Source organism: Paraburkholderia phenazinium (assembly GCF_900141745.1).
In the GTDB taxonomy this organism is placed as follows: Bacteria; Pseudomonadota; Gammaproteobacteria; order Burkholderiales; family Burkholderiaceae; genus Paraburkholderia; species Paraburkholderia phenazinium_B.
In genome coordinates this window covers 1,868,961-1,894,010 of sequence record NZ_FSRM01000001.1, presented here as the reverse complement: position 1 = coordinate 1,894,010, position 25,050 = coordinate 1,868,961, and the positions used below count along the sequence as shown (strand labels likewise).

17 protein-coding genes are annotated in these 25,050 nt (G+C 62.7%); 10 read left to right on the top strand and 7 right to left on the bottom strand.

Translation table 11 applies throughout. From position 1 onward, the window contains the following. Positions 1-68 precede the first annotated feature (68 nt). The 7 genes from BUS06_RS08845 (at position 69) to iolB (ending at position 9,120) form a co-directional block, all read left to right on the top strand. Entirely contained in the window at positions 69-1,115 is a 1,047-nt protein-coding gene (locus tag BUS06_RS08845) for a sugar ABC transporter substrate-binding protein (protein WP_074263929.1), read from the top strand. Positions 1,116-1,307: 192 nt separating this feature from the next. Next, on the top strand, positions 1,308-2,474 hold the full coding sequence (locus BUS06_RS08840) for an ABC transporter permease (protein ID WP_074263928.1): 1,167 nt from the start codon (positions 1,308-1,310) through the stop codon (positions 2,472-2,474). 14 nt (positions 2,475-2,488) lie between these two features. After that, a complete protein-coding gene (locus tag BUS06_RS08835; protein WP_074263927.1) occupies positions 2,489-3,319 on the top strand; it encodes an ATP-binding cassette domain-containing protein in 831 nt (276 codons plus the stop codon). Positions 3,320-3,409: 90 nt separating this feature from the next. Beyond that, a complete protein-coding gene (locus BUS06_RS08830) occupies positions 3,410-5,443 on the top strand; it encodes a bifunctional 5-dehydro-2-deoxygluconokinase/5-dehydro-2-deoxyphosphogluconate aldolase (RefSeq protein WP_074263926.1) in 2,034 nt (677 codons plus the stop codon). After that, on the top strand, positions 5,440-7,389 hold the full coding sequence (iolD, locus tag BUS06_RS08825) for a 3D-(3,5/4)-trihydroxycyclohexane-1,2-dione acylhydrolase (decyclizing) (protein ID WP_074263925.1): 1,950 nt from the start codon (positions 5,440-5,442) through the stop codon (positions 7,387-7,389). The genes BUS06_RS08830 and iolD overlap by 4 nt, the downstream gene beginning before the upstream one ends. 10 nt (positions 7,390-7,399) lie before the next feature. Next, positions 7,400-8,326 carry a myo-inosose-2 dehydratase gene (gene iolE, locus BUS06_RS08820; protein ID WP_074263924.1) on the top strand — a complete coding sequence of 309 codons (927 nt, stop codon included), beginning with the start codon at positions 7,400-7,402 and terminating at the stop codon, positions 8,324-8,326. Further along, entirely contained in the window at positions 8,323-9,120 is a 798-nt protein-coding gene (gene iolB / locus BUS06_RS08815; protein ID WP_074263923.1) for a 5-deoxy-glucuronate isomerase, read from the top strand. The genes iolE and iolB overlap by 4 nt, the downstream gene beginning before the upstream one ends. A 108-nt stretch (positions 9,121-9,228) precedes the next feature. Here the strand turns inward: iolB and BUS06_RS08810 are convergent, their stop codons facing one another. From BUS06_RS08810 to BUS06_RS08790, 5 genes are all read right to left on the bottom strand, one after another. After that, positions 9,229-11,385 (bottom strand): hypothetical protein, encoded by a 2,157-nt coding sequence (locus tag BUS06_RS08810; RefSeq protein WP_143787583.1) that lies wholly within the window; start codon positions 11,383-11,385, stop codon positions 9,229-9,231. A gap of 578 nt (positions 11,386-11,963) precedes the next feature. After that, positions 11,964-12,407: an acyl-CoA thioesterase gene (locus BUS06_RS08805; protein WP_074263922.1), complete on the bottom strand. Its 444-nt coding sequence runs from the start codon at positions 12,405-12,407 to the stop codon at positions 11,964-11,966. A 64-nt stretch (positions 12,408-12,471) separates the two neighbouring features. Further along, positions 12,472-13,002: an NUDIX domain-containing protein gene (locus BUS06_RS08800; protein ID WP_074263921.1), complete on the bottom strand. Its 531-nt coding sequence runs from the start codon at positions 13,000-13,002 to the stop codon at positions 12,472-12,474. A gap of 141 nt (positions 13,003-13,143) precedes the next feature. Beyond that, positions 13,144-14,175: a threonine aldolase family protein gene (locus tag BUS06_RS08795; RefSeq protein WP_074265980.1), complete on the bottom strand. Its 1,032-nt coding sequence runs from the start codon at positions 14,173-14,175 to the stop codon at positions 13,144-13,146. A gap of 157 nt (positions 14,176-14,332) precedes the next feature. Continuing rightward, the gene (locus BUS06_RS08790) at positions 14,333-15,631 is read right to left on the bottom strand and encodes a YbfB/YjiJ family MFS transporter (RefSeq protein ID WP_074265979.1); all 1,299 of its coding nucleotides are present in this window, start codon (positions 15,629-15,631) and stop codon (positions 14,333-14,335) included. 150 nt (positions 15,632-15,781) lie between these two features. On the opposite strand from BUS06_RS08790, the gene BUS06_RS08785 reads away from it, so the two are divergent. Then, positions 15,782-16,705: a LysR family transcriptional regulator gene (locus BUS06_RS08785; protein WP_074263920.1), complete on the top strand. Its 924-nt coding sequence runs from the start codon at positions 15,782-15,784 to the stop codon at positions 16,703-16,705. 194 nt (positions 16,706-16,899) lie between these two features. Here BUS06_RS08785 and alaS read toward each other — a convergent pair whose 3' ends face one another. Continuing rightward, complete coding sequence (gene alaS, locus BUS06_RS08780; protein ID WP_074263919.1) at positions 16,900-19,524, bottom strand: alanine--tRNA ligase; 2,625 nt, start codon at positions 19,522-19,524, stop codon at positions 16,900-16,902. 403 nt (positions 19,525-19,927) lie between these two features. Between alaS and BUS06_RS08775 the strand changes: the two genes are divergently transcribed. After that, positions 19,928-21,148 carry a CaiB/BaiF CoA transferase family protein gene (locus BUS06_RS08775; RefSeq protein ID WP_074263918.1) on the top strand — a complete coding sequence of 407 codons (1,221 nt, stop codon included), beginning with the start codon at positions 19,928-19,930 and terminating at the stop codon, positions 21,146-21,148. Between the two features lie 47 nt (positions 21,149-21,195). On the opposite strand, the gene ggt is transcribed toward BUS06_RS08775, so the two are convergent. Then, a complete protein-coding gene (ggt, locus tag BUS06_RS08770) occupies positions 21,196-23,040 on the bottom strand; it encodes a gamma-glutamyltransferase (RefSeq protein ID WP_083611368.1) in 1,845 nt (614 codons plus the stop codon). Between the two features lie 258 nt (positions 23,041-23,298). Between ggt and BUS06_RS08765 the strand changes: the two genes are divergently transcribed. Continuing rightward, positions 23,299-25,008 carry a glutamine--tRNA ligase/YqeY domain fusion protein gene (locus tag BUS06_RS08765; protein WP_074263917.1) on the top strand — a complete coding sequence of 570 codons (1,710 nt, stop codon included), beginning with the start codon at positions 23,299-23,301 and terminating at the stop codon, positions 25,006-25,008. The last annotated feature ends 42 nt before the right edge of the window (positions 25,009-25,050 follow it).

The window sequence follows — 25,050 nt, the reverse complement described above, 5'->3', positions numbered from 1 at the left end:
AGGGCTCGCAGGTATGAAGAAACACCATACGTTCCCTTCAATAACGAAGACCGAGAAAGGTGGAGACGATGAGACTTTGCAATGGCAAGGCAACGCTGAGGATTCTGGTGGCAGCACTGGCGCTGACGGCGGGATTGGCCGCCACAACCGCGGCCCGCGCGGCCGATGCGCACTTCGTGTTGATCAGCCACGCACCCGATTCCGATTCGTGGTGGAACACCATCAAGAACGCAATCAAACAGGCCGACGAGGATTTCAACGTCGAGACCGACTACCGCAACCCGCCTAATGGCGACATCGCCGACATGGCCCGCCTGATCGAACAGGCTGCCGCACGCAACTACGACGGCGTGATCGTTACCATCGCCGACTACGACGTGCTGAAGGGCTCGATCGGCAAGGTCACCGAAAAGCACATTCCGTTAGTCACGATCAATTCGGGCACCGAGCAGCAGAGCGCCGATCTGGGCGCGATCATGCACATCGGCCAGCCTGAATACGCGGCAGGTAAAGCAGCAGGCGAAAAAGCGAAGGCCGCAGGCGTCAAGTCGTTCCTGTGCGTAAACCACTACGCGACCAACCCGGCGTCGTTCGAACGTTGCCGCGGCTTTGCCGATGCGCTTGGGGTCGACTTCAAGACCTCCACGCTCGATGCAGGCACGGACCCCACTGGCATCCAGTCGAAGGTGAGTGCGTATCTGCGCAATCACCCGGACACCGGCGGCGTGCTCGCACTCGGGCCGCTCTCGGCTGCGCCGACGATCAAGGCGCTGCAGCAAATGGGGCTGGCCGGCAAGCTCTGGTTCGCAACGTTCGACTTTGACGACGACATCGCCAAGGCCATCAAGGACGGCACGATCAAGTTCGCCATCGACCAGCAACCGTACCTGCAGGGTTACATCGCCGTCGCCGTGCTGGCCATCGCCAAGCACGACCACACTACCGACCCCGTGAAGATCCGCCAGGCTCTCCAGGCTAACCCGAAGTTCCAGGCTCGTCTGTCGACCTATGGTCTCGCCCCCTCCTACGGTCCGCGCAACATTGGCTCTGGTCCGGGCTTCATTACGAAGGAAAACATCGACAAGGTAATCAAGTACGCAGGTCAGTACCGCTAAGCAAGGTTTGATTGAGTTCGGGCACGGGAAACCGTCCCAGCAGGCATGAAGAAAGCGCGTGCCGCCAGCCGCCACTGGCCCGGCCGCACGCGCTCCCCTTCGCAAGGTTTCACTTGCACTTCACTTGCATTCAGCGCCTTCAAGCGACGCGTCGCCACGACGCGATCCGCTGGCGCATCAAGGAGAGCTTCAATGGGCGTCGCCAACCCCTTCCACGCCAAACATCCCCGTCCCGAGCAGGACGCTGCCGCAGCAGCAGCCGGGACCGCTTCAGCCGATGAACGCGTGCGTCGCGAATCGTGGTTCAAACATCTGTTGAGCCGCCCTGAATTTGCCGCCCTCGCCGGCACCGTCATGGTGTTCCTGGTGTTCGGGCTTGCCGCCGGCAACTCCGGCATGTTCAACCTCGACGGTGTGATGAACTGGTCGCAGGTTGCCGCCTATCTTGGGATCATCGCAGTCGGCGCCTGTCTGCTGATGATTGCCGGCGAGTTCGATCTTTCGATCGGCTCGATGATCGGCTTCTCCGGCATGATGGTCGCGTTGCCTACGATGTATTTTCACTGGCCGATTGCGCTGTCGATCGTGTTCGCGTTCGCCGGTTCGATGCTGCTCGGCGCGCTGAACGGCTACCTCGTGATGCGCACGCGGCTGCCTTCCTTCATCGTGACGCTGGCCTTCCTGTTTATCCTGCGCGGCCTCACGCTCGCCCTCTCGGTGATGTTTGCCGACCGCACCATCATCTCCGGCGTGGGCGACGTCGCCTCGCATGACTGGATCGCGCATACGCTGTTCCAGGGCGTCGCCTTCAAGGGCGTGTTTACCTGGCTCGGACACATCGGTCTCGTGAAGATGCTCGACAACGGCCTGCCGCTCGTCCCTGGGATTCCGAAAGTCATTCTGTGGTGGTTCGCACTTGCCGCGGTTTGCGCATTCGTCCTCGCCAAGACGCAATTCGGCAACTGGATTTTCGCTGTGGGCGGCGACGCCAATGCGGCCAAGAACGTCGGTGTGCCGGTACGCCGTGTGAAGATCTCGCTGTTCGTCCTGACTGCCTTCTGCTCTTGCCTCTATTCCGTGCTGCAAGTGTGCGATATCGGTTCGGCGGCAGCCGACCGCGGCCTGCAGGCGGAATTCGAGGCCATCATCGCCGCGGTGATCGGCGGCAGCCTGCTGACCGGCGGCTACGGTTCGGTGGTGGGCGCATCGTTTGGTGCACTGATCTTCGGCGTCGTGCAGATCGGCATCACCTACACGAACATCGATTCGGACTGGTTCCGCGTGTTCCTCGGCGCAATGCTGCTGTTCGCGGTGCTGTTTAACCACTACGTGCGCAGCCGCGTCGCGGCATCCCGCTAAACGAGGAGTTCACGATGGATACCACCCAGAATACGACAGCAGCCGCCGTGCAGCCGGCCACGGGCGACTACATTCTCTCGCTCGAAAACGTCAGCCGTTATTTCGGTAACGTGATTGCATTGAAGGACATCACGATCCGGCTCAAACGAGGCGAAGTGCATTGCCTGCTCGGCGACAACGGCGCAGGCAAATCCACCCTGATCAAGACGCTGGCCGGCGTGCATCAGCCGAGCGAAGGCACCTACCTTGTCGACGGCAAGCCGGTGCGTTTCACCTCGCCCAAAGACGCGCTCGATCTCGGCATTGCGACCGTCTATCAGGATCTCGCGCTGGTGCCGTTGCTTTCCGTGGCGCGCAACTTCTTCATGGGACGCGAGCCGCAGAAAAAACTGTTCGGCTTTATCAACGTGATGGATCTCGACCATTGTGCGACAGCCTCGCGTGACAAGCTCGCCGAAATGGGCATCAACGTGCGCGACCCACATCAACCGATCGGCACGATGTCGGGCGGCGAGAAGCAGTGTCTCGCTATCGCACGGGCCATTCACTTCGGCGCGCGGGTGCTGATTCTCGACGAACCGACGGCAGCACTCGGCGTGAAGCAGAGCTTCAATGTGCTGAAGCTGATCCACACCGCGCGGGCCAAAGGCATCTCGGTCATCTTCATCACGCACAACGTACACCACGCCTATCCGATCGGCGATTCGTTCACGCTGCTCAATCGCGGCAAGTCGCTTGGGACCTTCACCAAGGACACCATCAGCAAGGACGAAGTACTCGACATGATGGCCGGCGGCGCCGAAATGCAGAAGATGATCGGTGAACTCGAAGGCGCGACGATCTGATTGCGCCACGCCTTCGACGCGGCGCTCGTTTCGTGCCAACGTCGTGTGGCCCGCGTCGTCAGTCAAGCACCAGGACATACAGGAAATTCCATGGCTCTTACCAGCACAACCACGCCGTCCGTTGCCAGCACCACCAGCCGCTTTGCGCAGGGCCGCAGCCGCGACATCATCTGTCTCGGCCGCCTCGGGATGGATCTCTACGCGCAACAGGTCGGCGCGCGGCTCGAAGACGTCACGAGCTTCGCGAAGTATCTCGGCGGCTCGTCGGCCAATATCGCTTTCGGCTGCGCCCGGCTTGGGCTCGCGTCATCGATGCTCGCGCGTGTCGGCAACGACCATCCGGGACGCTTCCTCACCGAAACGCTCACCAAGGAAGGTTGCGACGTCAGCCACGTGCGCGTCGATCATGAGCGCCTGACTGCGCTCGTGCTGCTCGGTCTCAAGGATCGCGATACCTTCCCGCTGATTTTCTACCGCGAAAACTGCGCCGATATGGCAGTGGACGAAGCGGACTTCGACGAGGCGTACATCGCCTCGTCCAAAGCACTGCTGATTACTGGCACCCACTTTTCCACCGAACAGGTGAACCGCACCAGCCGCAGGGCGCTCGATTACGCCCGCCGCAACGGCGTGCGCACGGTGCTCGATATCGACTACCGCCCCGTGCTGTGGGGACTCACGGGCAAGGCCGACGGTGAAACCCGCTTTGTTGCCAGTGAGGACGTCACTGCGCACATCCAGCGCATCCTGCCATTGATGGATCTGGTGATCGGCACCGAAGAAGAGTTTCGCATTGCCGGCGGCAAGCATGAACTGATCGAAGCGCTCGCGATGGTTCGCGCGGTGACGCCGGCCACTCTGGTCGTCAAACGCGGTCCGCTGGGTTGCCAGATCATCGACGGCGATGTGCCGGCCTCGCTCGACGACGCGCCGATTCACGGTGGTGTCGAAGTCGAAGTATTGAATGTGCTCGGCGCGGGCGATGCATTTGCCTCCGGCTTTTTGTCTGGGTGGCTACGCGATCAGCCGCTCGAGGCTTGCGCGCGTGCAGCGAACGCGAGCGGTGCGCTCGTCGTCTCTCGGCATGGGTGCGCCCCGGCCATGCCGACGCCCGCGGAGCTCGAGTACTTCCTGAGCGAGGCCAAGGCCGATCCGCAACGTATGCGCCGCCCGGATCGCGATGCGAAACTCGCGCGGCTGCACCGCGTTTCCCCTGCCCGCAAGCAATGGGACGAAGTGCTCGGTTTCGCCTTCGATCACCGCAACCAGTTCTTCGATCTGGCCCAGCAGACCGGCGCGGACGAAGCACGCATCGCGAGGTTGAAGAGCCTCTTTGTCGAGGCGGTTGCGCAAACCGAAAGCGCACTCGGCCTGCAAGGACGCATCGGTGTACTGATCGACGACCGCTATGGCCAGGATGCGTTGAACGACGCCACGGGCCGCGGCTGGTGGATCGGCCGACCGGTGGAACTGCCGGGTTCGGTACCGCTGGTGTTCGATCACGGGCGTTCCATCGGCACCACGCTGATTGCGTGGCCGCAGGAGCATGTGGTGAAGTGCCTCGTGCAATACCATCCCGACGAGCCGATCGAACAACGGCTCGAACAGGAAGCACAATTGCGCGCGCTCTACGATGCCACCCAGGCGAGCGGCCATGAACTGCTGCTCGAAGTGATTCCGCCGAAGCACGCGCATTTGCCGTGCGGATCCGACACCGTGTATCGCGCATTGAAACGCTTGTACAACATCGGCATCTATCCGGAGTGGTGGAAGCTCGAGCCCATGGAAGCTGCGCAATGGCAGGCAATCGACGCGCTGATCGCCGAACGCGATCCGTACTGCCGTGGCGTAGTATTGCTGGGACTGTCGGCGGCGGTTGAACAGTTGAACGAAGGCTTCCGTGCTGCCGCGCAATCGGCGACCTGCCGCGGCTTCACCGTTGGCCGGACCATCTTCCACGAGCCTAGCCACGCCTGGCTCGCAGGGACGATCCGCGACGACGAACTCATCGCACGTGTGCGACAGACGTTTGAAGCGCTGATCGCTTCGTGGCGCGCAACGCGCGGCAATCCGGCTACGCACGGCACTAAGCCACATCACGTTCACCAGGAGCAGGCTGCATGAACCAGCGCATCTTGCATCACGATCCGCAGGCGTCCGGGACGGCAGCGCCTGCGCCGGCCTCCGGCACGGTGCGTCTTACCACCGCGCAGGCACTGGTCCGCTATCTGGCCGCGCAGCGCGTGACGACCGAGGACGGTAGCGGTACCGAGCCGCTATTCGGCGGCGTATTCGCGATCTTCGGCCACGGCAATGTCGCGGGAATAGGCGAAGCGCTGTACCAGCATCGTCATGAATTGCCGACGCTGCGCGCGCACAACGAGCAGGCGATGGCCCACAGCGCGATCGCCTACGCGAAGGCCCATTTCCGGCGCCGGATGATGGCGGTCACGACTTCGATCGGACCCGGCGCGACGAATCTGCTGACCGCTGCGGCGCTCGCGCACGTGAACCGTTTGCCGGTCCTCCTGTTGCCCGGCGACGTGTTCATCTCGCGCGAGCCCGATCCGGTCTTGCAACAGGTCGAGGACTTCCAGGACGGCGGCATCTCGGCCAACGACGCGTTCAAACCCGTGTCGCGCTACTTCGACCGGATCGTGCATCCGGCGCAGTTGCTGACGGCTCTGCCCCGTGCGCTGCGCGTGTTGACCGATGCCGCGTTGTGCGGCCCTGTCACGCTCGCGCTGCCACAGGACGTGCAGGCCACCGCCTGGGATTTTCCGGCCAACTTCTTCGAACCACGCGTGGTCAACTTCCATACACCTGCGCCGATCGCAGAAGAAATCAGCGCTGCAATCGAGCGCCTGCGGCGCGCGGAGCGGCCGATGATCGTCGCCGGTGGCGGCGTGCTGTATGGCCACGCGGCTGATGCATTGCATGCGTTCGCCAGTGCACACGGCATCCCCGTTGCAGAAACGCAGGCCGGCAAAGGTTCGCTGGCATGGAACGATCCGCTCAACACGGGGGCGCTCGGCGTAACCGGTTCGCCCGCAGCGAATGCACTCGCACACGACGCCGACTGCGTGCTGGCGATTGGCACGCGTCTGCAGGATTTCACAACCGGCTCGAACACGCTATTCACCCAGGCCGACGTGATCGGCATCAACGCAAACGCGTTCGATGGCCTTAAACATGGTGGATTCGTAGTGCAGGCAGATGCGCGCCGCGCGCTAGAGGCACTCTCCGCAGAACTCGGCAACTGGCATGCCGACCGTGCATGGACCGCGCGGGCACAAAAACTCGCAGCGGGCTGGCGCGACGCGGTCGGTATGCTGACGCATGCGCCGCAGCACGAAACCGTGTTGCCGTATGACGCGGATGTGATCGGCGCCGTGCAGCGCTCGAGCGCCAGGTCCGCCGTAGACGATATCGTCGTGTGTGCAGCAGGCACGTTGCCGGCCGAGTTGCACAAGCTCTGGCGCGCGGGCCGTCCCGGCGCGTATCACGTCGAATATGGCTATTCGTGCATGGGCTACGAGATTGCCGGCGGCCTCGGTGCGAAACTCGCCCGGCCCGAGCGTGACGTCATCGTGATGGTGGGTGACGGCAGCTACCTGATGATGAACAGCGAGATCGCGACCTCGGTCATGCTCGGCGCGAAGCTGATCATCGTCGTGCTCGACAATCGCGGCTACGGGTGTATCAATCGGCTGCAGCAGGCCTGCGGCGGCGCACCGTTTAACAATATGTTCGACGATTGCGAACAGGGTCCGCTGGGCGCACCGCCGGTCGATTTCGCCGCACATGCACGCGCGCTCGGTGCGCAAGCCGAACACGTCGCGAACATCGCCGAGCTTGAAGCGGCGCTGCAACGTGCGCGAGCTGCCGACCGCACGTACCTGATCAGCATCGACACCGACGCGGCGCGCACCACCGACGACGGCGGCTGGTGGTGGGAGGTGGCCGTGCCGGAAGTGTCCGAACGCGAAGGCGTGCGCGCAGCGCGTGCGCAATATGAAGCCCAGATTGCCGAGCGCGCCAAGTCCGCCGGCGACACCAAAAACGATTGAGGACACTGGCATGACTCAGTTCGAAGTACGAATCGGCATCAACCCGCTGTCGTGGATGAACGACGACCTGCCGTCGCTGGGCGGCGAAACACCGCTCGAGGTTGCGCTAACCGAAGGACGCGCGATCGGCTATGACGGATTCGAGCTTGGTAACAAGTTCCCGCGCGAACCAGAGGCCTTGAAAGCGCTGCTCGCGCAATACGACCTGGCATTGGTATCCGGCTGGTACTCGGGACGACTCGCACGACGCAGCGTCGAAGAAGAAATCGCTTCTGTGGACGCGCATCTGGAACTGCTGGCGCGCAACGGTTCCACAGTGATGGTGTATGGCGAGGTGGCCGATTCGATCCAGGGCGCACCCCAACCGCTCTATCAGCGACCGCGCTTCTTTAGCGACGCGCAGTGGGACGCCTACGCCGCGCGCCTGGACGAATTCGCGCGCTATACGCTAAGCCGCGGCGTGCGGCTTGCTTACCACCATCACATGGGTGCGTACGTAGAGACGCCTGCCGATGTCGACAACCTGATGTCGCGCACGAGCGACGCCGTCGGGCTGCTGTTTGACGCGGGACATATTACATTTGCCGGCGGCGACCCGGTCACGGTGCTGGACAAGCATATTGGGCGGGTGTGTCACGTCCATTGCAAGGACGTGCGGCCGGCGGTGATGAAACTGGCGCGCAATCGCAACTGGAGTTTTCTGGACGCCGTGATCGCAGGAGCGTTCACGGTCCCGGGAGACGGCACGGTTGATTTCCCCGCGATCATCGAACGCCTGAAGCGGCATGGTTATCGCGGCTGGCTGGTGGTCGAAGCCGAACAGGATCCGGTGATTGCACCGTCGTATGCGTATGCGGAGAAGGGGTACCTGACATTGCGGTCGCTGGTGGATGCACCGCTCGAAGCCGGTACTTCTGCCACGAAGGAGGCAGCATGAGTTTGCTCGTAAAGGCACAGCGCGAGGGCCAGACAATCGCGCGGGTGACACCGGAGACGGCGGCATGGCGTTACGTGGGTTTTGCGGCGTACCGGATGAACGCGAACGAGGTCGTGCACGTGTTCGAACCGGGCCGCGAGGTGTGTATTGTCGTGTTGGCAGGCTCGGTGGATGTGGAGACCGGAGATCAGAAGTGGAGCGCTCTTGGCTCGCGCGACAGCGTGTTTGAGGACGCAGCGCCGTATGCGGTGTACTTGCCGCCGGGTGCGCGCGCCACGGTGAGAGCGGTACGCGATGCGGAGGTGGGCGTGGCTAGCGCGCCTGCCAAGGGAGAGTTGCCGGCACGGTTGATCGAGCCTTCGCAGATGAAGCGTTCAACGCGCGGCAAGGGACTCAATACGCGGTATGTATGCGATATCCTGCCGCAGACTGAGGCCGCGGAGTCTTTGCTGGTGGTGGAGGTCAGGACGCCTGGCGGACATGCTTCGAGTTATCCGCCGCACAAGCATGACACCGATAATGTGCCGCTCGAGAGCTCGCTCGAAGAGACTTATTATCATCGGCTGGAGCCTAAGCAGGGGTTTGCTTTTCAGCGCGTGTATACCGATTCAAGGGATATCGACGAGTCGATGGCTGTTGAGGATCATGATGTTGTTATGGTTCCACGTGGCTATCATCCTGTTGTTGTTCCCTATGGGTATGATTCGTACTACTTGAATGTTATGGCTGGGGAGAAGCGGACCTGGCATTTCAAGAATGATCCGGCGCATGAGTGGATTATCAATAAGGACTAGGGTTTGGTTTGCCTGTGCGGAGCGGCACTTACTTTCTTTGTCCCACAGGGACCACCTTCGGGTCGCCGCGCACTACGTGCGCGGCGGATGGGTTTGCCAAGGAAGACGTTATTTTCTCCGTGCCAGATCAACGACTAATCCCCCGTCCTCACCCATCCGCACAACGCCATTGGCAACACCCCGCCGATACCCATAAAGATCAAACCGCATAGCGCCAGGCACCGAACTATCCCGTATCAAGGTCCGGCCATTCGTGACCAACGAATCAAACATCTTGATGTCGCCAGACTGAATCCACACAAAACTCCCGCCAGCCCCAGCAGGCGGCCTCGCCACCACCGCCCCGCTCTCGCGCTGAAACTTCAACACTAAACCCTCATCCGTCACAGTCGCGCTCGCCAGATGACCCTGCAACACCGGTGGCGGAAACACCGTGTACTGATCGAATACCAGTTCGTTGCCCTGTAACGCCACTCCCTTGCGCACAAACGGTGTCAACGAGGCTAACGGAATATCCAGCGCCCGCAACAACCCCGCCTGCGGCACTCCTAGCACCTTGACGGACGTCGGTGCGTACACCAGATGCCGTTCATCCCGCGCGACAATCGTCCCGCTCATCGTCGTAGGCAACCATGCGCCCGGGAAGTGATTCCATAACTTGATGCCGCCTGTAACCTGCAGCGCCCCGTTCTCCGGTGTCAACTGCAGATCGTTCAGCGAACGTGGTTCGTAATCCAGCAGGTAATCGTTGAACAGTGCCGCCATGGCAGGCCACGGCTCCACCACCTCGCCACCTATGATGTGAATGTCATACTGCTCCGGGTCGTCCAGATCAACTGGCTGTCCTGGCTTCTTCGGCACCATCTGCGCGTCGAGAGAACGCACGTGAAAACCGATTCGTCCCGAGACGAAGAAATCTACGTTTTCCATATGAATCAGTGGTGCCGGTCCCGATGAGTGCCGCTCGTCCGTGATCGCCGAGCCCGGCGTGAGCGCGTTCGCGCCGGAAAACGCGGCACGGGTTCCGACCGGGATCGCTCGCGCCTGCGCAGCAGTGCGCAAATCGGGTGGCACACTCTGCCATTGCAGTCGCGCGGCCGCAAGCGATGCCTGTTGGGCGCGGATAAAGCTGTCGTTAAAGCGTGCGCTTGCGCTACCGGTCTCTTGTGGGACGTCGTGCGAGGCGCCCGCCAGTGTGTCGAATGAGGGCAGATGCACATCCAGCGCGCCGGCCTCGTCGAAAGTGAAGTAGCCCGCCGCCATCTGCTCGCGGTAGTGGTACAGGTCGAGTACAAACGGCGCCTTGGCATCGACCGGTGTCAGCGCCATGTCGATGTTCATTGGCATCGAACGCATGAACTTGACGTCGCCCCCCTCCACCAGCATGCCGCGTGGCGGCATCGTCGCGGGCCATGCAATATCGTGCAACGTGTGATCGTCAAGCGTGAAGTGCACGCCCGCCGACGACGTGTCGATCTGCGTGATCGTCATGTGCAGTGCTGGTGGCGGCGTGAGTTTTTCCACCTGCATGACCACGTCGTCCCCTTCCAGACGCGCAATCGGTGTATCCACTTTCAGCAGGTCGGCCATCTTCACATGTGCTGCCTGCATCAGCCTGTCCGCGCCCACGCCGGCGACTTCGACGTGGTCTGCACGGAACACGAGCTCGTCGGCGTTGCGCATAGAGAGTGTGCCGCTGAGGACGATCGGCACCCAGCTGTCGCGATGCATTTCGCCCGTGATGCGCAATGAGCCGCCGTCCTGCGGCACGACGTGCATATTGCGCAGAGGCGAGCCCTGGTACTGGAACAGATAGCGGTTGAAGATCGCCGTGAGCTTGTTGCTGTCGAGTGTGACGTCGCCACGGTGGACGTCGATCGTCACGCTGGTCGGATCGTCGAACACAATCGGCGCACCGGCATGCGTCGGCGTAAGTGTGGCCGCCATGCTGTGGATCATGAAACCGATATCGCCGGTCACGCGAAAATCCACGTCGCGAGCGAACATCATCGAACCGTCGATGCCGGAGTCACGTAGCGTCAATGGACGAACACGCCGTTCGGTCATGCCACTGGCCGTTGGCAGGCGGTCGGCAATACGCTGCTCGTCGGCGAGCTGGCGTTGCTTGGCGATTTCCAGCGCGGGACGCGTGGAAGATGCGCCGCCGGGCGCCTGCGCAGACGCAGACGCAGTGTTCTCTGAAGCGTGCGTCGCCGAGGCGTCTGTAGAACTGGCATCCGCACAGGCTGAGACAGCCAACGCCATGGTGACCAGTACGGCTCCCGGAGCCACGCGCGCGCACCAGGCTGGCTGAGCGCGTTGCCGGTACGTGGGTCGGGCCTTGATATACCGGGTCCTCCGTCGGCGAGCGTGAGTCGGGGCCGCCAAGATCCGCACGCCTCGTGCGGCCGCCGCAATCGCCATAGCGAGCCATCTAAGCGTGCGCACGACGACGCGCGTCGACATGAGTCCGTTCGGTTGCACGCCGGCCTTTGCCTCTGCATTTCTCATGATGTCCCCTCCCTCCTGCGACTGCTGCACGTGATCGCGGGCGCTGCACAGGTTTGTCTATGGCAACGGCCGGGGCGGCCTGAAAACACCAATCGCCCCGCTTGCCTCTATTACCTGATTGTCTGTATTTGTCCTCGTATTGCCGACAAGATTTCTGGAGGACGCTCACCAAACGATCAAGCGTTTGAATCGCCAACCCATCTCCGCGCCGAGCCTTATGAGCGCTGGCGCAGAGAGATTTTTGAAATCCGGATTCAAACAGGGAGGATTGCCCGTCGATAGACAAAACAGGCGTAAAGACAAGTCGCGTTGCGCAACAGAAGCGAAAAAGACTAGGCCGTCACGACCACAAGCGGCTCAAGCGCCGCACGTAGCGCTGCAGGCAGCTCGACCGGCCGCCGCGTCGCACGATCTACATAGACGTGCACAAAGTGACCTTGCGCAGCAGCCTGTGCATCACCTTCCTTGAACAGACCCACCTCGTAACGCACGCTCGTCGAGCCGAGACGGATCACCCGCAGGCCGGCTTCGACACGCTCCGGAAACACCAGCGGCGCGAAGTAGTTGCACTGCGTTTCGACCACCAGGCCAATTGTTTCGCCGTGCTCGACATCGAGCACACCAGCGCGAATCAGATACTCATTCACAACCGTGTCGAAATAGCTGTAATAGACGACATTGTTCACATGGCCGTAGACATCGTTGTCCATCCAGCGAGTCGTGATCGGCAAGAAGTGACGGAAAGCCGCACGCGCGGCGGGAACGGGTTTGTTCATCGTAAGCAGTACGTAGATGGTTGTTGGAGAAGGAAGTCTCGCGAACGCGAGCGAGCGTTTGCTGCTATTGTCCGGGCCGCTCGACGAACTCGAACGGCAGACCGCGACGGCGCATCCACTCGCCGAGCGCCTGTCCGGTGCCCGCGCGCCACGGCCGCAATCTGGCCGGTTCGACGAGCCGGTATTCGAGCAATTCGGGCGACAACGCGATCGTGCCGTAAGCCCGCACGTAATAGGCGATGATCAGTTCGTTCTTGCGCATGAATTCGTAGACGCCGACCAGTTCGACCGTCTCGGCCTGCAGCGAAGTCTCTTCGCGGACTTCGCGCGCAATGCCCTCCTCCGGCGTTTCGCCGTTTTCCAGAAAACCGGTGATCAGCGCGAACATCCCTTCAGGCCACGCAGCATTGCGCGCGAGCAGGATCTTGCCTTCGTACTCCACGATAGCGGCCACCACGGGCAGCGGATTGTTCCAGTGCACATAGCCGCATGTTTCGTCGGGGCAAACCTGACGCTCACGGCCGCCCTCGTGCTCGGCGTCAGTGCGCTCGACGAGAGGCGCAGCGCAACGGGGACAAAATCGGTAGTCGCTCATGGTGGGAAATCGTCTCTGGATAGGTCGGAATGGTATTGGGTTGTGCTGATTCAGCGCACACATCGCCGATGGTCAAGCCGCCCAACGCGCGGCGCAACCACACAGCGGTTATGTGGATTTCTCGCGGCATTCTTCGGGCGCTCACGCGGCGCAGAGTTCGCGCACCTGGGCCGCAAAGCGCTCGACGGTGTCGGGTTGGGTATCCCACGCGCACATCAGCCGGCAGCCACCCGCGCCGATGAATTCGTAGAACTTCCAGCCGTGCGAGCGCATCGCCTTCGCGACCGGCGCGGGCAACTGCGCGAACACCGCGTTCGATTCAGTCGGGAACATGATGCTCACGCCAGGAATCTCGGCGAGGCGGGTTTCCAGCAATTTCGCCATCGCGTTCGCGTGGCGCGCGTTACGCAGCCACACATCGCCGTCGAGCAGGCCCAGCCAGGGCGCGGAGATGAAGCGCATCTTCGAGGCGAGTTGTCCGGCTTGCTTGAGGCGATACGCGAAATCGTCAGCGAGCGCGCGGTCGAAGAACACCACCACCTCGCCGACCGGCAAGCCGTTCTTCGTGCCGCCGAAGCACAGCACGTCGACGCCCGCGCGCCACGTGATCTCGGATGGATGCACGTCGAGCGCGGCCACTGCGTTGGCGAAGCGCGCACCATCCATATGAACCTTCAGGTGACGACGCTTGGCAATCGCGGCAATCGCGCGCACTTCTTCGACGCTATAGACGGTGCCCACTTCGGTGGATTGCGTGAGCGTCACGACCTTCGGCTTCGGATAGTGGATATCGGCACGGCGCGTCACGACGGCTTCGATTGCATCGGGCGTCAGCTTGCCGCCAACTCCCGGCGCGGTCAGCAGTTTCGAGCCGTTCGAGAAGAATTCCGGGCCGCCGCACTCGTCGGTTTCGATATGCGCCAGTTCATGGCAGATCACCGAGTGATACGACTGGCACAGCGAAGCGAGCGCGAGCGAATTGGCCGCGGTGCCGTTGAAGACGAAGAACGCTTCGCAGTCGGTCTGGAACAGGTCACGCAAGCGGTCACAGACCCGCTGGGTCCAGGAGTCGTCGCCGTACGCGGGTTCGTGGCCGCTATTGTTGGCGGCGATCAGCGCATTGAGCGCTTCGGGACAGATACCCGCGTAGTTATCGGAGGCGAAATGTTGCATGGCTGGCGACGCGCCCGGCGACGGACGCTGGAGAGATGACCGGAAAGCGGTCATTTTAGTGCGCCAGCCAGTAAATTGTTTTTCGCCAGTCAGATTACGGGATGCTTTAGCGAGGCGGTGGCGGTGGCGGTGGCGGTGGCGGTGGCGGATGCGTCGGCTACGCCTGCTGCGACCTGTTTGGTCCGTTTGGCCTGTTTGGCCTGTTTGGCCGGTAAGCCACCCACATCAGTCCGAGCGCGCCGAGCAGCAGAGCGCCTGCCGCCAGCCACAACGCAAGGGAGAATGACCCGGTATGGACGGCGATTGGGGCCGCCACCAGCGGCCCGATGATCTGTCCGACGCCGTAGGCCGCAGTCGCGTAGCCCATCAGGCCGGCCGCGTGATCGCCACGCAGGCGGCGCGCCTCGCGCATCGCAAACAGGGTGATGGCGGTGAACGGCAGCCCGATTAACATACTACCGAGCCCGAAGCCGCCGGCCGTCGGCCAGACAATGCCGAGGGCCACGCCCGCCGCCTGCAGGACGTAACAGGCGGCCAGCAGGGTCCGATTGTCCCAGTGGTGCGGCAGACGCGCGGCGCCCAGTGCGCCCGCGATCAGCGCGAGGCCGAACATCGGCCAGAACAGATCGGGCCAGGCGGAGCCGGGCAGCGCATGATGGGCGATCACCGGCAGAAAGGTCGCCGTGATGATGTAGCCGAAGCCCGGCACGCCGTACAGCACGACTAGCCAGAAGGCGTCGGCACGATGCGGGGGATTAGTCGAGGAGGTCGTTGCAGAGGCTGTGGGCGAAGTCGAATGGGTTGGGTGACTAGCGTCGTTTCCGCCATTGCCGGCTGCAGATACCGCCGCGCCCGGCCCGGTGGGCACAGCAACAAACACCCGCCAGACCAGCGCGGACAGCACCGCTGCCGCGATCCCAAATCCCAGCCAACCCACCGTGGCCCCGAGGCGTCCCGCAGCACTCACGAACAACCCGGTCGCAATGATTCCAAACCCGGGCCCCGTGTAGATCACTCCGCCCCACCCATGTGCGCCCAGTTCGGCGAGCCGCCGCAATCCCCATTGCGACGCGAACACAAAGGTCCACGCGCTGACCGCGCCGGCAGCGAAGCGCACGATTGCCCAGACCCAGAAGTGGCTAGTCAGGCCCATCGCCAGGGTCAGCAGCACGGTCAAGGCGAGCCCCACGCGCACCATCCGCGCCGGTTCGACGCGCAGCGCCGCGCAGGCGAGCGCACCGGCAAAGTAGCCGGCGTAATTGCACGACGCAAGCCAGCCGCCGTGACGGATGTCGAGTCCGCCGCCATGCAGCATCAGCGGCAAGAGCGGCGTAAAGGCAAAGCGGCCAATACCGAGCGCCACCGCCAACACGACCATGCAGGCGATTGCGGCCTCGCGGGCCGGGTGAGATCCGGCCGACGCGACGAGTGGGCGAGTTGAGGCGAGATTGTCCATGTGGCTGACTTCGAAAGGGGTCAAACGCGGCCAGATTGCGGGGCCGGGCGCAACAAATGCGATGCACCAGCGCCTTGAACCCATCATAGCTTGACGCTTCAATCACAAAAAATGAATAATATAGATACCAATGATCTCTTGGAGAGAACCATGGATCTGGCCGCACTGACCATTTTTCGCGCCGTAGTGCGCGAGAACGGCGTCACGCGCGCTGCCGCGAAGCTCAACCGGGTGCAGTCGAACGTGACCACCCGCATCAAGCAACTCGAAGAGCAGCTCGGCACCGAACTGTTCATCCGCGACGGCCGCAGGCTGGTGCTGACGCCCGCCGGTGAAACCCTGCTGCCCTATGCCGAACGGCTGCTGGCACTCGCCGACGAAGCACGTCAGGCGCTACGCGAAGATCATCCGAGCGGCCGGCTGCGGCTGGGCACCATGGAAAGCGCGGCGGCAAGCCGTCTGCCGGAGCTGCTCGCGCAATATCACCAGCGCTGGCCGGAGGTCGGGCTTGAACTGGAAACCGGGACGAGCGGTCGTTTGATCGAGCGGGTGCGGGCTTTCGAAGTGGACGCCGCGTTGATCGCCACCCCGCTCGCCCCCGGCTGGGATGGCGAGTTATTCGAATCCGTGCCGGTGTTTCGCGAAGAACTGGTGATGCTGACGCCGCGCGGCCATCGGCCGATTCGCGAGGGACGCGACATCGCGCTGTCGACGCTGATTGCATTCGAGCGCGGCTGCGCGTATCGCAGCTATGTCGAGAAGTGGTACATGGAGCATGGCATCCGCCCGGCGCGGGTGCTGGAGCTCGGTTCCTATCATGCGATCGTCGCGTGTGTAGCGGCGGGCGCGGGCGTAGCTGTCGCGCCACGCTCGGTGCTCGACCTGCAGCACGATATGAACAACATCGCGGTTCATTCGCTCGACGACCTGGGCATCGTTGATACGCTGCTCGTCTGGCGACGCGGGCATTTCTCGTCTGCGCTCAAAGCGCTGCGCGAGACCTTGCTGGCCAGCAGCAATCTGGCGGAGCCAGTGGGTGGACAAGTCGAGGTAGGGTTGCCGACGGCGGCCTGACCGCTGGAGCGATGGTCGGGTTGCAACGCCTGGTGTCATGGCTACGACTACGTCCACTGCACCGCGCCCACTCCGTCACCGCACGGAAAACAAAAGAGCCGCGAGTTTTTACGCTCGCGGCTCTTTTGTTTCGGAGCTACAGCCACACACACGGGCGCTCCCGCTGGCTTGCTCCGGATGGCTTAAATCAGCGCTTACAACTGGGCTTCCACCCAGCCCTTCACGCCGGCCAACGCTGCCGGCAGATTCGCCGGCTCGGTGCCGCCCGCCTGCGCCATATCGGGACGGCCACCGCCTTTGCCGCCCACCTGCTGCGCCACGAAGTTGACGAGTTCGCCGGCCTTCACCTTCTTGCTCGCGTCCGCCGTCACGCCAGCGATCAGGCTGACCTTGCCGCCTTCCACCGAAGCCAGCACGATAGCCGCGCTCTTCAGCTTGTCCTTCAGCTTGTCGACCGTTTCGCGCAGCGTCTTGACGTCCGCACCGTCGAGGGTCGCGGCCAGCACGTGCACACCCGCGACTTCAATTGCCTGGCTAACCAGTTCGTCGCCCTGGCTCGAAGCCATCTTCGACTTGAGCGCGCCGAGTTCCTTCTCCAGCGCCTTCACCTGGTCCTGCACCTGAACGATCCGTTGCGTGAGCTCCGCAGGCTGCGCTTTCAGCGCAGCTGCGGCCGAATTGATGCGAGCGTCGAGTTCCTGCACGTAGCGCACCGCGTTGTCGCCGGTGATCGCTTCCACGCGACGGATACCAGCCGCAACGCCACCTTCCATCACGATCTTGAAGAAGCCGATATCTCCAGTGCGTTGCACGTGCGTCCCGCCGCACAGCTCGCGCGAGAAGCCAAGGTCCAGCACACGCACTTCGTCGCCGTACTTCTCGCCGAACAGCGCCATGGCGCCGCCCTTCACGGCTTCGTCGAACGGCATCACGCGCACGATGCCCGGCGCATTCGCCAGTAATTCGGCATTGACGATGGCTTCGACCTGACGGATCTGTTCGTCCGTCATCGGCGCGTTGTGCGCGAAGTCGAAGCGGGTCTTGTCGGCGTCGACGAGTGAACCCTTCTGTTGCACGTGCGTACCCAGTACTTCGCGCAGCGCCTTGTGCATCAGGTGGGTGGCCGAGTGGTTGCGCTCGGTGCGTGCGCGCCGCACTGCGTCGATTTCCGCCTTCACGACGTCGCCAACCTTCAGCGTGCCCTGCTCGAGCGTGCCGTGATGGCCGACCACATCGGCTTGCACCTTCAGCGTGTCCACCACCGCGAATCGCACGCTCGCGTTGGCCAGCACGCCTGCGTCGCCGACCTGGCCGCCCGATTCCGCGTAGAACGGCGTGTGGTCCAGCACGACCACCGCCTGCTGGCCCTGAGTCGCTTCCTTGACCGATGCGCCATCCACGTAAAGCGCGATCACCTTCGCGTCGTCGAAGACGATTTCTTCGTAGCCGTGGAACGTGGTTTTTGCGCCCGAATATTCGAGGCCCTGGGCCATCTTGAACTTGCCGGCCGCGCGAGCCTGGTCACGCTGGCGGGCCATGGCTTCGTCGAACGCGGCTTCATCTACCGTCACTTCGCGTTCGCGGCACACGTCTGCCGTCAGGTCGAGCGGGAAGCCGTAGGTGTCGTGCAGCTTGAATGCGAGTTCGCCGTCGAGTGTCTTGCCACCCTTTGCGTCCAGATCGGCCAGTGCGCTTTCGAGGATCGACATGCCGTGCTCGATGGTCTCGAAGAAGCGCTCTTCCTCCTGACGCAGCACGTCGGTCACGCGTTGTTCTGCGTCCTTCAGTTCCGGGTAAGCCTCGCCCATCTGTGCGACCAGATCCGGCACCAGACGATTGAAGAACGAACCCTTCTTGCCAAGCTTGTAGCCATGACGGATCGCGCGGCGCACAATACGGCGCAGCACGTAGCCGCGGCCTTCGTTGCCCGGAATCACGCCGTCGACGATCAGGAACGAACACGCGCGGATGTGATCGGCGATCACCTTCAGCGAGTTGTTCGTGAGATCGGCCACACCGGTTTCGCGGCCCGCTGCCTTGATGAGCGCCTGGAACAGGTCGATCTCGTAGTTGCTGTGCACGTGCTGCAGGACGGCTGCGATCCGCTCGAGACCCATGCCGGTGTCGACGCACTGCTTGGGCAGCGGCGTCAGCGTGCCTTGCGCGTCACGGCTGAACTGCATGAACACGAGATTCCAGATCTCGATGTAGCGGTCGCCGTCTTCCTCGGGCGATCCCGGCGGGCCGCCCCATACTTCCGGGCCGTGGTCATAGAAGATTTCCGAGCACGGGCCGCAGGGACCAACATCGGCCATCTGCCAGAAATTGTCCGACGCGTAGCGCGCGCCCTTGTTGTCGCCAATGCGGATGATCCGCTCGGTCGGCACGCCCACTTCCTTCGCCCAGATGTCATAGGCCTCGTCGTCTTCCTGATAGACGGTGACCCAGAGCTTGTCTTTGGGCAGCTGGTACACGCCTGTCAGCAGTTCCCACGCGTAGTGGATTGCGTCGCGCTTGAAGTAGTCGCCAAACGAGAAGTTGCCGAGCATCTCGAAGAACGTGTGGTGGCGGGCCGTGTAGCCGACGTTTTCGAGGTCGTTGTGCTTGCCGCCCGCGCGCACGCTGCGCTGCGCCGTCGTAGCGCGCGAGTACGGACGCGATTCCGCGCCGAGGAACACGTCTTTGAACTGCACCATCCCCGAATTGGTGAAGAGCAGCGTGGGGTCGTTGCCGGGCACAAGGCTCGACGAGCGAACGATCGTATGGCCCTTCGATTCGAAGAACTTGAGGAATTTCTCGCGGATTTCGGCGGCTTTCATAGCGTACTGGGGACGGTCCTGACTGGATCTGGCGACATCCGGGAGAGACACCTGGAATGCGCCAACCGATTGTTGCTTAAACGACTGATTATACGGGATCGGCGCCCTTGCGAGGCGGCGCAGCGCCGCCAGAGCGCAGGATTAGCCGTTCGGCCAGGTTTTGGCAGCGGGCGCCATGTTTCGGGGCGTGTCGTTCGACCTATGCCATTCGGCCGAATGGGCCTGAACGCGGGAATCGCTTAAGATTCCGGACATCGACGCTGCAATGCCATTGCATCGACACCCAAGCGCGCCACTGCGGGCGCATCGGCTTCGCAGTCTGGCCAACCGCAACAATTTTGCATGGGACCGGAGCAAGCGCTGAAGCGCCAACCCCGGCCGACACTGGAGACATCGACACAATATGGGCGCTCTCAGTCATATCCGCGTGCTGGACCTCACTCGCGTGCTCGCCGGCCCGTGGTGCGCGCAAACGCTCGCCGACTTCGGCGCGGACGTCATCAAGATCGAACGCCCGGAGGTCGGCGACGACACCCGCCACTGGGGGCCCCCATACCTCAAAACGCCAGACGGCGCCGATACTCACGAGGCCGCCTACTACCTCGCGGCGAATCGCAACAAGCGCTCGGTGACCGTGGATATCGCCACCCCCGAAGGGCAGCGCATCATTCGCGAACTGGCCGCGCAGAGCGACGTGGTGATGGAAAACTACAAGGTCGGCCAGTTGCAGAAATACGGCCTCGACTACGCGTCGCTGAAGGAAATCAAGCCGGACCTCATCTACTGCTCCGTGACCGGCTTCGGTCAAACCGGTCCGTACGCGCAACGGGCAGGCTATGACTTCATCGTGCAGGGTATCGGCGGTTTCATGAGCATCACCGGCGAGCGCGACGGCTTGCCGGGCGGCGGTCCGCAAAAGGCCGGCGTGGCGATCGCCGATCTGATGACCGGCATGTATTCGACCGTTGCCGTGCTGACCGCACTCACGCATCGCGACCGCACGGGCGAAGGCCAGTACATCGACATGGCGCTGCTCGACGTACAGGTTGCGATGCTGGCGAACATGAACTCGAATTTCCTCGCGAGCGGTCAGCCGCCGGCACGCTGGGGCAACGCGCATCCGAACATCGTGCCCTACCAGACCTTCCAGACGAGCGACGGCTGGATCATCGTCGCGGTCGGCAACGACGGGCAATTTCGCAAATTCGTCGAAGCCGGTGGCCGCGCAGAGTTGGCCGACGACGAGCGCTTCGCCACCAACCCTGCGCGCGTGCGCAATCGCGATACGCTGGTGCCGATCCTCGCGGAGATGGTCCGCACGCTCGGCAAGCAGCAATGGATTGCGGCGCTCGAGGCGGCCGGCGTTCCATGCGGTCCGATCAACGATCTGGCCGAGGTGTTCGAGAACGAGCAGGTGGTGGCGCGCGGCATGCGGGTCGATCTGCCGCATCCGTCCGGCGGCAACGTGAAGCTGGTGCGCAATCCGATCAACATGAGCGGCACGCCACCGCAGGCGCTGACACACCCGCCCACGCTCGGCGAGCATACCGAGACCGTCCTGCGCGACGTGCTGGGCTATGACGAGGACCGGATTGCAGCGTTGCGCGCGCAAGCGGTGATCTGAGAGCCGGGCGGCGCACGGGGCGCACGGCCCAGCCCCAGCCGCGAGCCCTACTGGAATACCCCGCCTACGCCTGCACCGCGCGGGTCGGCCGCCGGTTGTGGGGTCGTGCCTTCGACGCGAATCAACTGCACATCGCCGTTGAACGACTGGCCGCTGAGCGTATAGCCCTTGGCCTTCAGCTGGTCAGCCAGTTCGCCAGTAATGGGATGATACGGCTCCCAGTAGATGGTCTTTTGCGGCAGCAATTGATGATGGAAGCGCATCGCGGCCTGCGCATCGGCCGGCGACATGCCGAAGTCGTAAATATCCGTCATCACCTGGAAAATCGTCGTGAAGATCCGCGAGCCGCCCGGTGTGCCGATCACGAGCGCCACCTTGCCATCCTTCAAAAGGATGGTGGGCGTCATCGACGACAGGGGCCGACGGCCAGCCGCGATCGTGTTCGGACCGTCGGCAACCGTAGCAGGCCGCTCCGTGACCGCCGTCTCGGTCCCGCTTCCGGCCGTCGGATCGCTAGCGGATGCCGGTATGCTCGCGCTCGCCGCCGACGGAGCACTAGCGGTAACTGGCGACGCGGCGCTCGCCGACACGCCAGCGGGCCTGGTGATGAAGTCGTCCATCTGATCGTTGAGCAGGAAACCGCCGCCATCCACCACCACGCCGGAACCGAACGAGCCGTTCAGCGTATAGGTGTTCGAGACCGCGTTGCCCCATTTGTCCACCACCGAGAAGTGCGTCGTCTGCGGCTTTTCTAACGTCCCGCCAGCAAGACCCGGTTTCACGGGCGCCGCGCCCGGCACCTCATCGGCGCTCACTTCGCCAGCACGGTGCGCAAGATAAGCATCGTCAAGCAGCTTGTCGACCGGTACTGGCGTCGCATAGGGATCGTCCATGTATTGCTCGCGGTCGGCAAACACCCGGTCCTCGATCTGTGCGATCAGGTGGATATACGGCGCCGAATTCAGCGCAAGGCCGTCGAAGTTCTGCTTCAGATCGGCCTTCATCTTGAGCATCTGGATCAGCCCGACACCGCCCGAGCTGGGCGGCGGCGCGGTGACAATCTGATACCCGTTCCAGTCGGCACGGAGCGGTTCGCGCCAGACCGCCTTGTACTGCTGCAGATCCTGTTTGCCGAGGAGGCCATGGCCAAGCATCTGCTTCACCACCAGATCGGCCGTCTGACCTTCATAGAATTCGCGACCGCCGTCACTGGCAATCCGCGAAAGCGTCTGGGCCAGTTCGGGCTGCTGAAAATTGACGCCCGCCTTCAGGTTGGCGAAATAGGCGTCGAAATCGGTCTTGCCGGCAAACGCCGGCGCGGCGTCGGCGCGACTCTTCGCGAGCCGCGAGTCGACCTTGAAGCCGTCCGTTGCATAGCGGATCGCCGGTGCCAGCACCTGTTTCCACTTCAGCTTGCCGAAGCGCCGCTGCGCCTCCCACAAGCCATCAACCGTGCCCGGCACGGCCACCGCGCGAAAGCCCACCGTGCTCATGCCTGCAACCGGATGGCCCTTGTCGTCGAGGTACATATCGCGCGTCGCCCGCTGCGGCGCCCGTTCAAGATAATCGAGGAAATACGGTTTGCCGCCGACGTACAGCGTCATGAATCCACCGCCGCCAAGACCGCCGGCGTCGGGATCGGTCACGGCCAAAGTGAACGCAATCGCAACCGCAGCGTCCACGGCATTTCCACCCTGCGCAAAAATCTGCTGCGCAGTGCTGGCGCTGTACTGATCGGGAACCGCTGCAGCCGAGCCGTCCAGAACCGGCTTCGGTTCCGCACTTTTCGCCAGCGCCGGCGTGGCCGTCACCAGCGCCGCCACGCAGCCTGCGCCCAGCACCGCTGCGCCCGCGAGCCGTTTCAGCCCGACGTAAAAGGCCTTGTTCATCATGAATTCCTTTCAGACAAGTTTCATATCCCGCAAGGCGGCCAGTCCGGCGCCGCGACGGTCGCATCCTAAGGTCGCCGTTCACGCGGAAACAAAGCGATTTACCTCCTGTTACACCGTGCAACCGCGCGCAAAAAGCCCTGAAACGTTGGCTGGAAGCCGCACTCAGCCGCATGCGGTCTGTCGGAAGGGAAGCTGTCAGGTAGAATTGACAGATAAGTGAGCGCATTGCGCGCCCTCGACCGACTTTCTCCTCTTCGCATGAATACTGAACGCAACGACGCGCCGGCGGCATCCAATTTCATTCGCAACACCATTGACGAAGACAACCGCTCCGGCAAGTGGGGCCAGCGCGTGGAAACGCGTTTCCCGCCGGAACCGAATGGCTATCTGCACATCGGCCACGCTAAAAGCATCTGCCTGAACTTCGGCGTAGCGAGCAGCTACGGCGGCATTTGCCATCTGCGTTTTGACGACACCAATCCGGAAAAGGAAAGTGTCGAGTACGTCGAATCGATCATCGACGCCGTGAAATGGCTCGGTTTCGATTGGAAGAAGGACGGCAACGAACACCTCTACTACGCAAGCGACTATTACGACAAACTCTACGAGTTTGCCGAGCTGCTGATCCAGCGCGGCAAGGCCTATGTGGATAGTCAGTCGGCCGAAGAAATGCGCCTGAGCCGCGGCTCGGCCACCGAAGTGGGCACGCCCTCGCCGTTCCGCGAACGTTCGGTGGAGGAGAACCTCGATCTGTTCCGCCGCATGAAGGCCGGCGAGTTCAAGGAAGGCGAACACGTGCTGCGCGCGAAGATCGACATGGCGTCGCCGAACTTCAACATGCGCGACCCGGTCATCTACCGGATCCGTTTTGCCCATCACTACCGCACCGGCGACAAGTGGTGCGTGTATCCGATGTACGACTACACGCATTGCATCTCTGACGCGCTGGAAAACATCACGCATTCGCTGTGCACGCTGGAGTTCGAAGACCACCGGCCGCTGTACGACTGGATTCTGAACGAGCTCGCCGAAGCCGGCATCTTCAACCGCCCGCTGCCGCAACAGATCGAATTCTCGCGCCTGAACCTGACGTATGCGATCACCAGCAAGCGCAAGCTGCTGCAACTCGTCACCGAAGGTCACGTGGACGGCTGGGACGATCCGCGCATGCCCACCATAGTCGGTGTACGCCGCCGCGGCTTCACGCCGGAGGCGATCCAGTTGTTCTGCGAACGCATCGGCGTGACGAAGGTCGATTCGTGGATCGACATGAGCGTGTTCGAAGGCGCACTACGCGACGACCTCGACGACAAGGCACCGCGCACGGCCGCCGTGCTCGACCCGGTCAAACTGATCATCGACAACTACCCCGAAGATCTCACCGAAGAGTGCAATGCGCCGGTACACCCGCATCATCCGGAACACGGCACGCGCGTGTTCCCGATCTCGCGCGAACTGTGGATCGAGCGTGACGATTACAACGAAACGCCGCCAAAGGGTTACTTCCGTCTGTTCCCGGGTAACAAGGTGCGTCTGCGTTACGGCTATGTGATCGAATGCACGGGCGCGGACAAGGATGAGAACGGCAACGTGACCGCGGTCCACTGCAACTACTTCCCCGACAGCAAGTCCGGCACCGAAGGCGCGAACACCTACAAGGTCAAAGGCAACATTCACTGGGTCAGCGCCGTGGGTGCCTGCCCGGCCGAAGTGCGCATCTACGATCGTCTGTTCAAGGAACCGCAGCCGGACGCAGGCGGCCGCGATTACCTCGAAGCGCTTAATCCGGATTCGAAGCGGGTGGTCAACGCCTACCTGGAGCCGGGTGCGCGTGACGCGCTGCCCGAACAGCGGTATCAGTTCGAACGGCATGGCTACTTCGTCGCCGACCGCCTCGATTCGAAACCGGGCAAGCCAGTATTCAATCGCATCGTGAGTCTGCGAGACAGTTGGGGCAAGCCAGCGTAAGCTAGACCAATTGAGCCGGGTCAACTGGGGTGACGGTGCCCA

Bases quoted from the DNA above. Each gene is read 5' to 3' on its own strand.
- BUS06_RS08840 (WP_074263928.1), top strand. From the start codon at position 1,308: ATGGGCGTCGCCAACCCCTTCCACGCCAAACATCCCCGTCCCGAGCAG.
- BUS06_RS08805 (WP_074263922.1), bottom strand. From the start codon at position 12,407: ATGAACAAACCCGTTCCCGCCGCGCGTGCGGCTTTCCGTCACTTCTTG.
- BUS06_RS08845 (WP_074263929.1), top strand. From the start codon at position 69: ATGAGACTTTGCAATGGCAAGGCAACGCTGAGGATTCTGGTGGCAGCA.
- BUS06_RS08800 (WP_074263921.1), bottom strand. From the start codon at position 13,002: ATGAGCGACTACCGATTTTGTCCCCGTTGCGCTGCGCCTCTCGTCGAG.
- BUS06_RS08795 (WP_074265980.1), bottom strand. From the start codon at position 14,175: ATGCAACATTTCGCCTCCGATAACTACGCGGGTATCTGTCCCGAAGCG.
- alaS (WP_074263919.1), bottom strand. From the start codon at position 19,524: ATGAAAGCCGCCGAAATCCGCGAGAAATTCCTCAAGTTCTTCGAATCG.
- iolB (WP_074263923.1), top strand. From the start codon at position 8,323: ATGAGTTTGCTCGTAAAGGCACAGCGCGAGGGCCAGACAATCGCGCGG.
- BUS06_RS08835 (WP_074263927.1), top strand. From the start codon at position 2,489: ATGGATACCACCCAGAATACGACAGCAGCCGCCGTGCAGCCGGCCACG.
- BUS06_RS08765 (WP_074263917.1), top strand. From the start codon at position 23,299: ATGAATACTGAACGCAACGACGCGCCGGCGGCATCCAATTTCATTCGC.
- BUS06_RS08810 (WP_143787583.1), bottom strand. From the start codon at position 11,385: ATGGCGTTGGCTGTCTCAGCCTGTGCGGATGCCAGTTCTACAGACGCC.
- iolD (WP_074263925.1), top strand. From the start codon at position 5,440: ATGAACCAGCGCATCTTGCATCACGATCCGCAGGCGTCCGGGACGGCA.
- BUS06_RS08790 (WP_074265979.1), bottom strand. From the start codon at position 15,631: ATGGACAATCTCGCCTCAACTCGCCCACTCGTCGCGTCGGCCGGATCT.
- BUS06_RS08785 (WP_074263920.1), top strand. From the start codon at position 15,782: ATGGATCTGGCCGCACTGACCATTTTTCGCGCCGTAGTGCGCGAGAAC.
- ggt (WP_083611368.1), bottom strand. From the start codon at position 23,040: ATGATGAACAAGGCCTTTTACGTCGGGCTGAAACGGCTCGCGGGCGCA.
- BUS06_RS08775 (WP_074263918.1), top strand. From the start codon at position 19,928: ATGGGCGCTCTCAGTCATATCCGCGTGCTGGACCTCACTCGCGTGCTC.
- iolE (WP_074263924.1), top strand. From the start codon at position 7,400: ATGACTCAGTTCGAAGTACGAATCGGCATCAACCCGCTGTCGTGGATG.
- BUS06_RS08830 (WP_074263926.1), top strand. From the start codon at position 3,410: ATGGCTCTTACCAGCACAACCACGCCGTCCGTTGCCAGCACCACCAGC.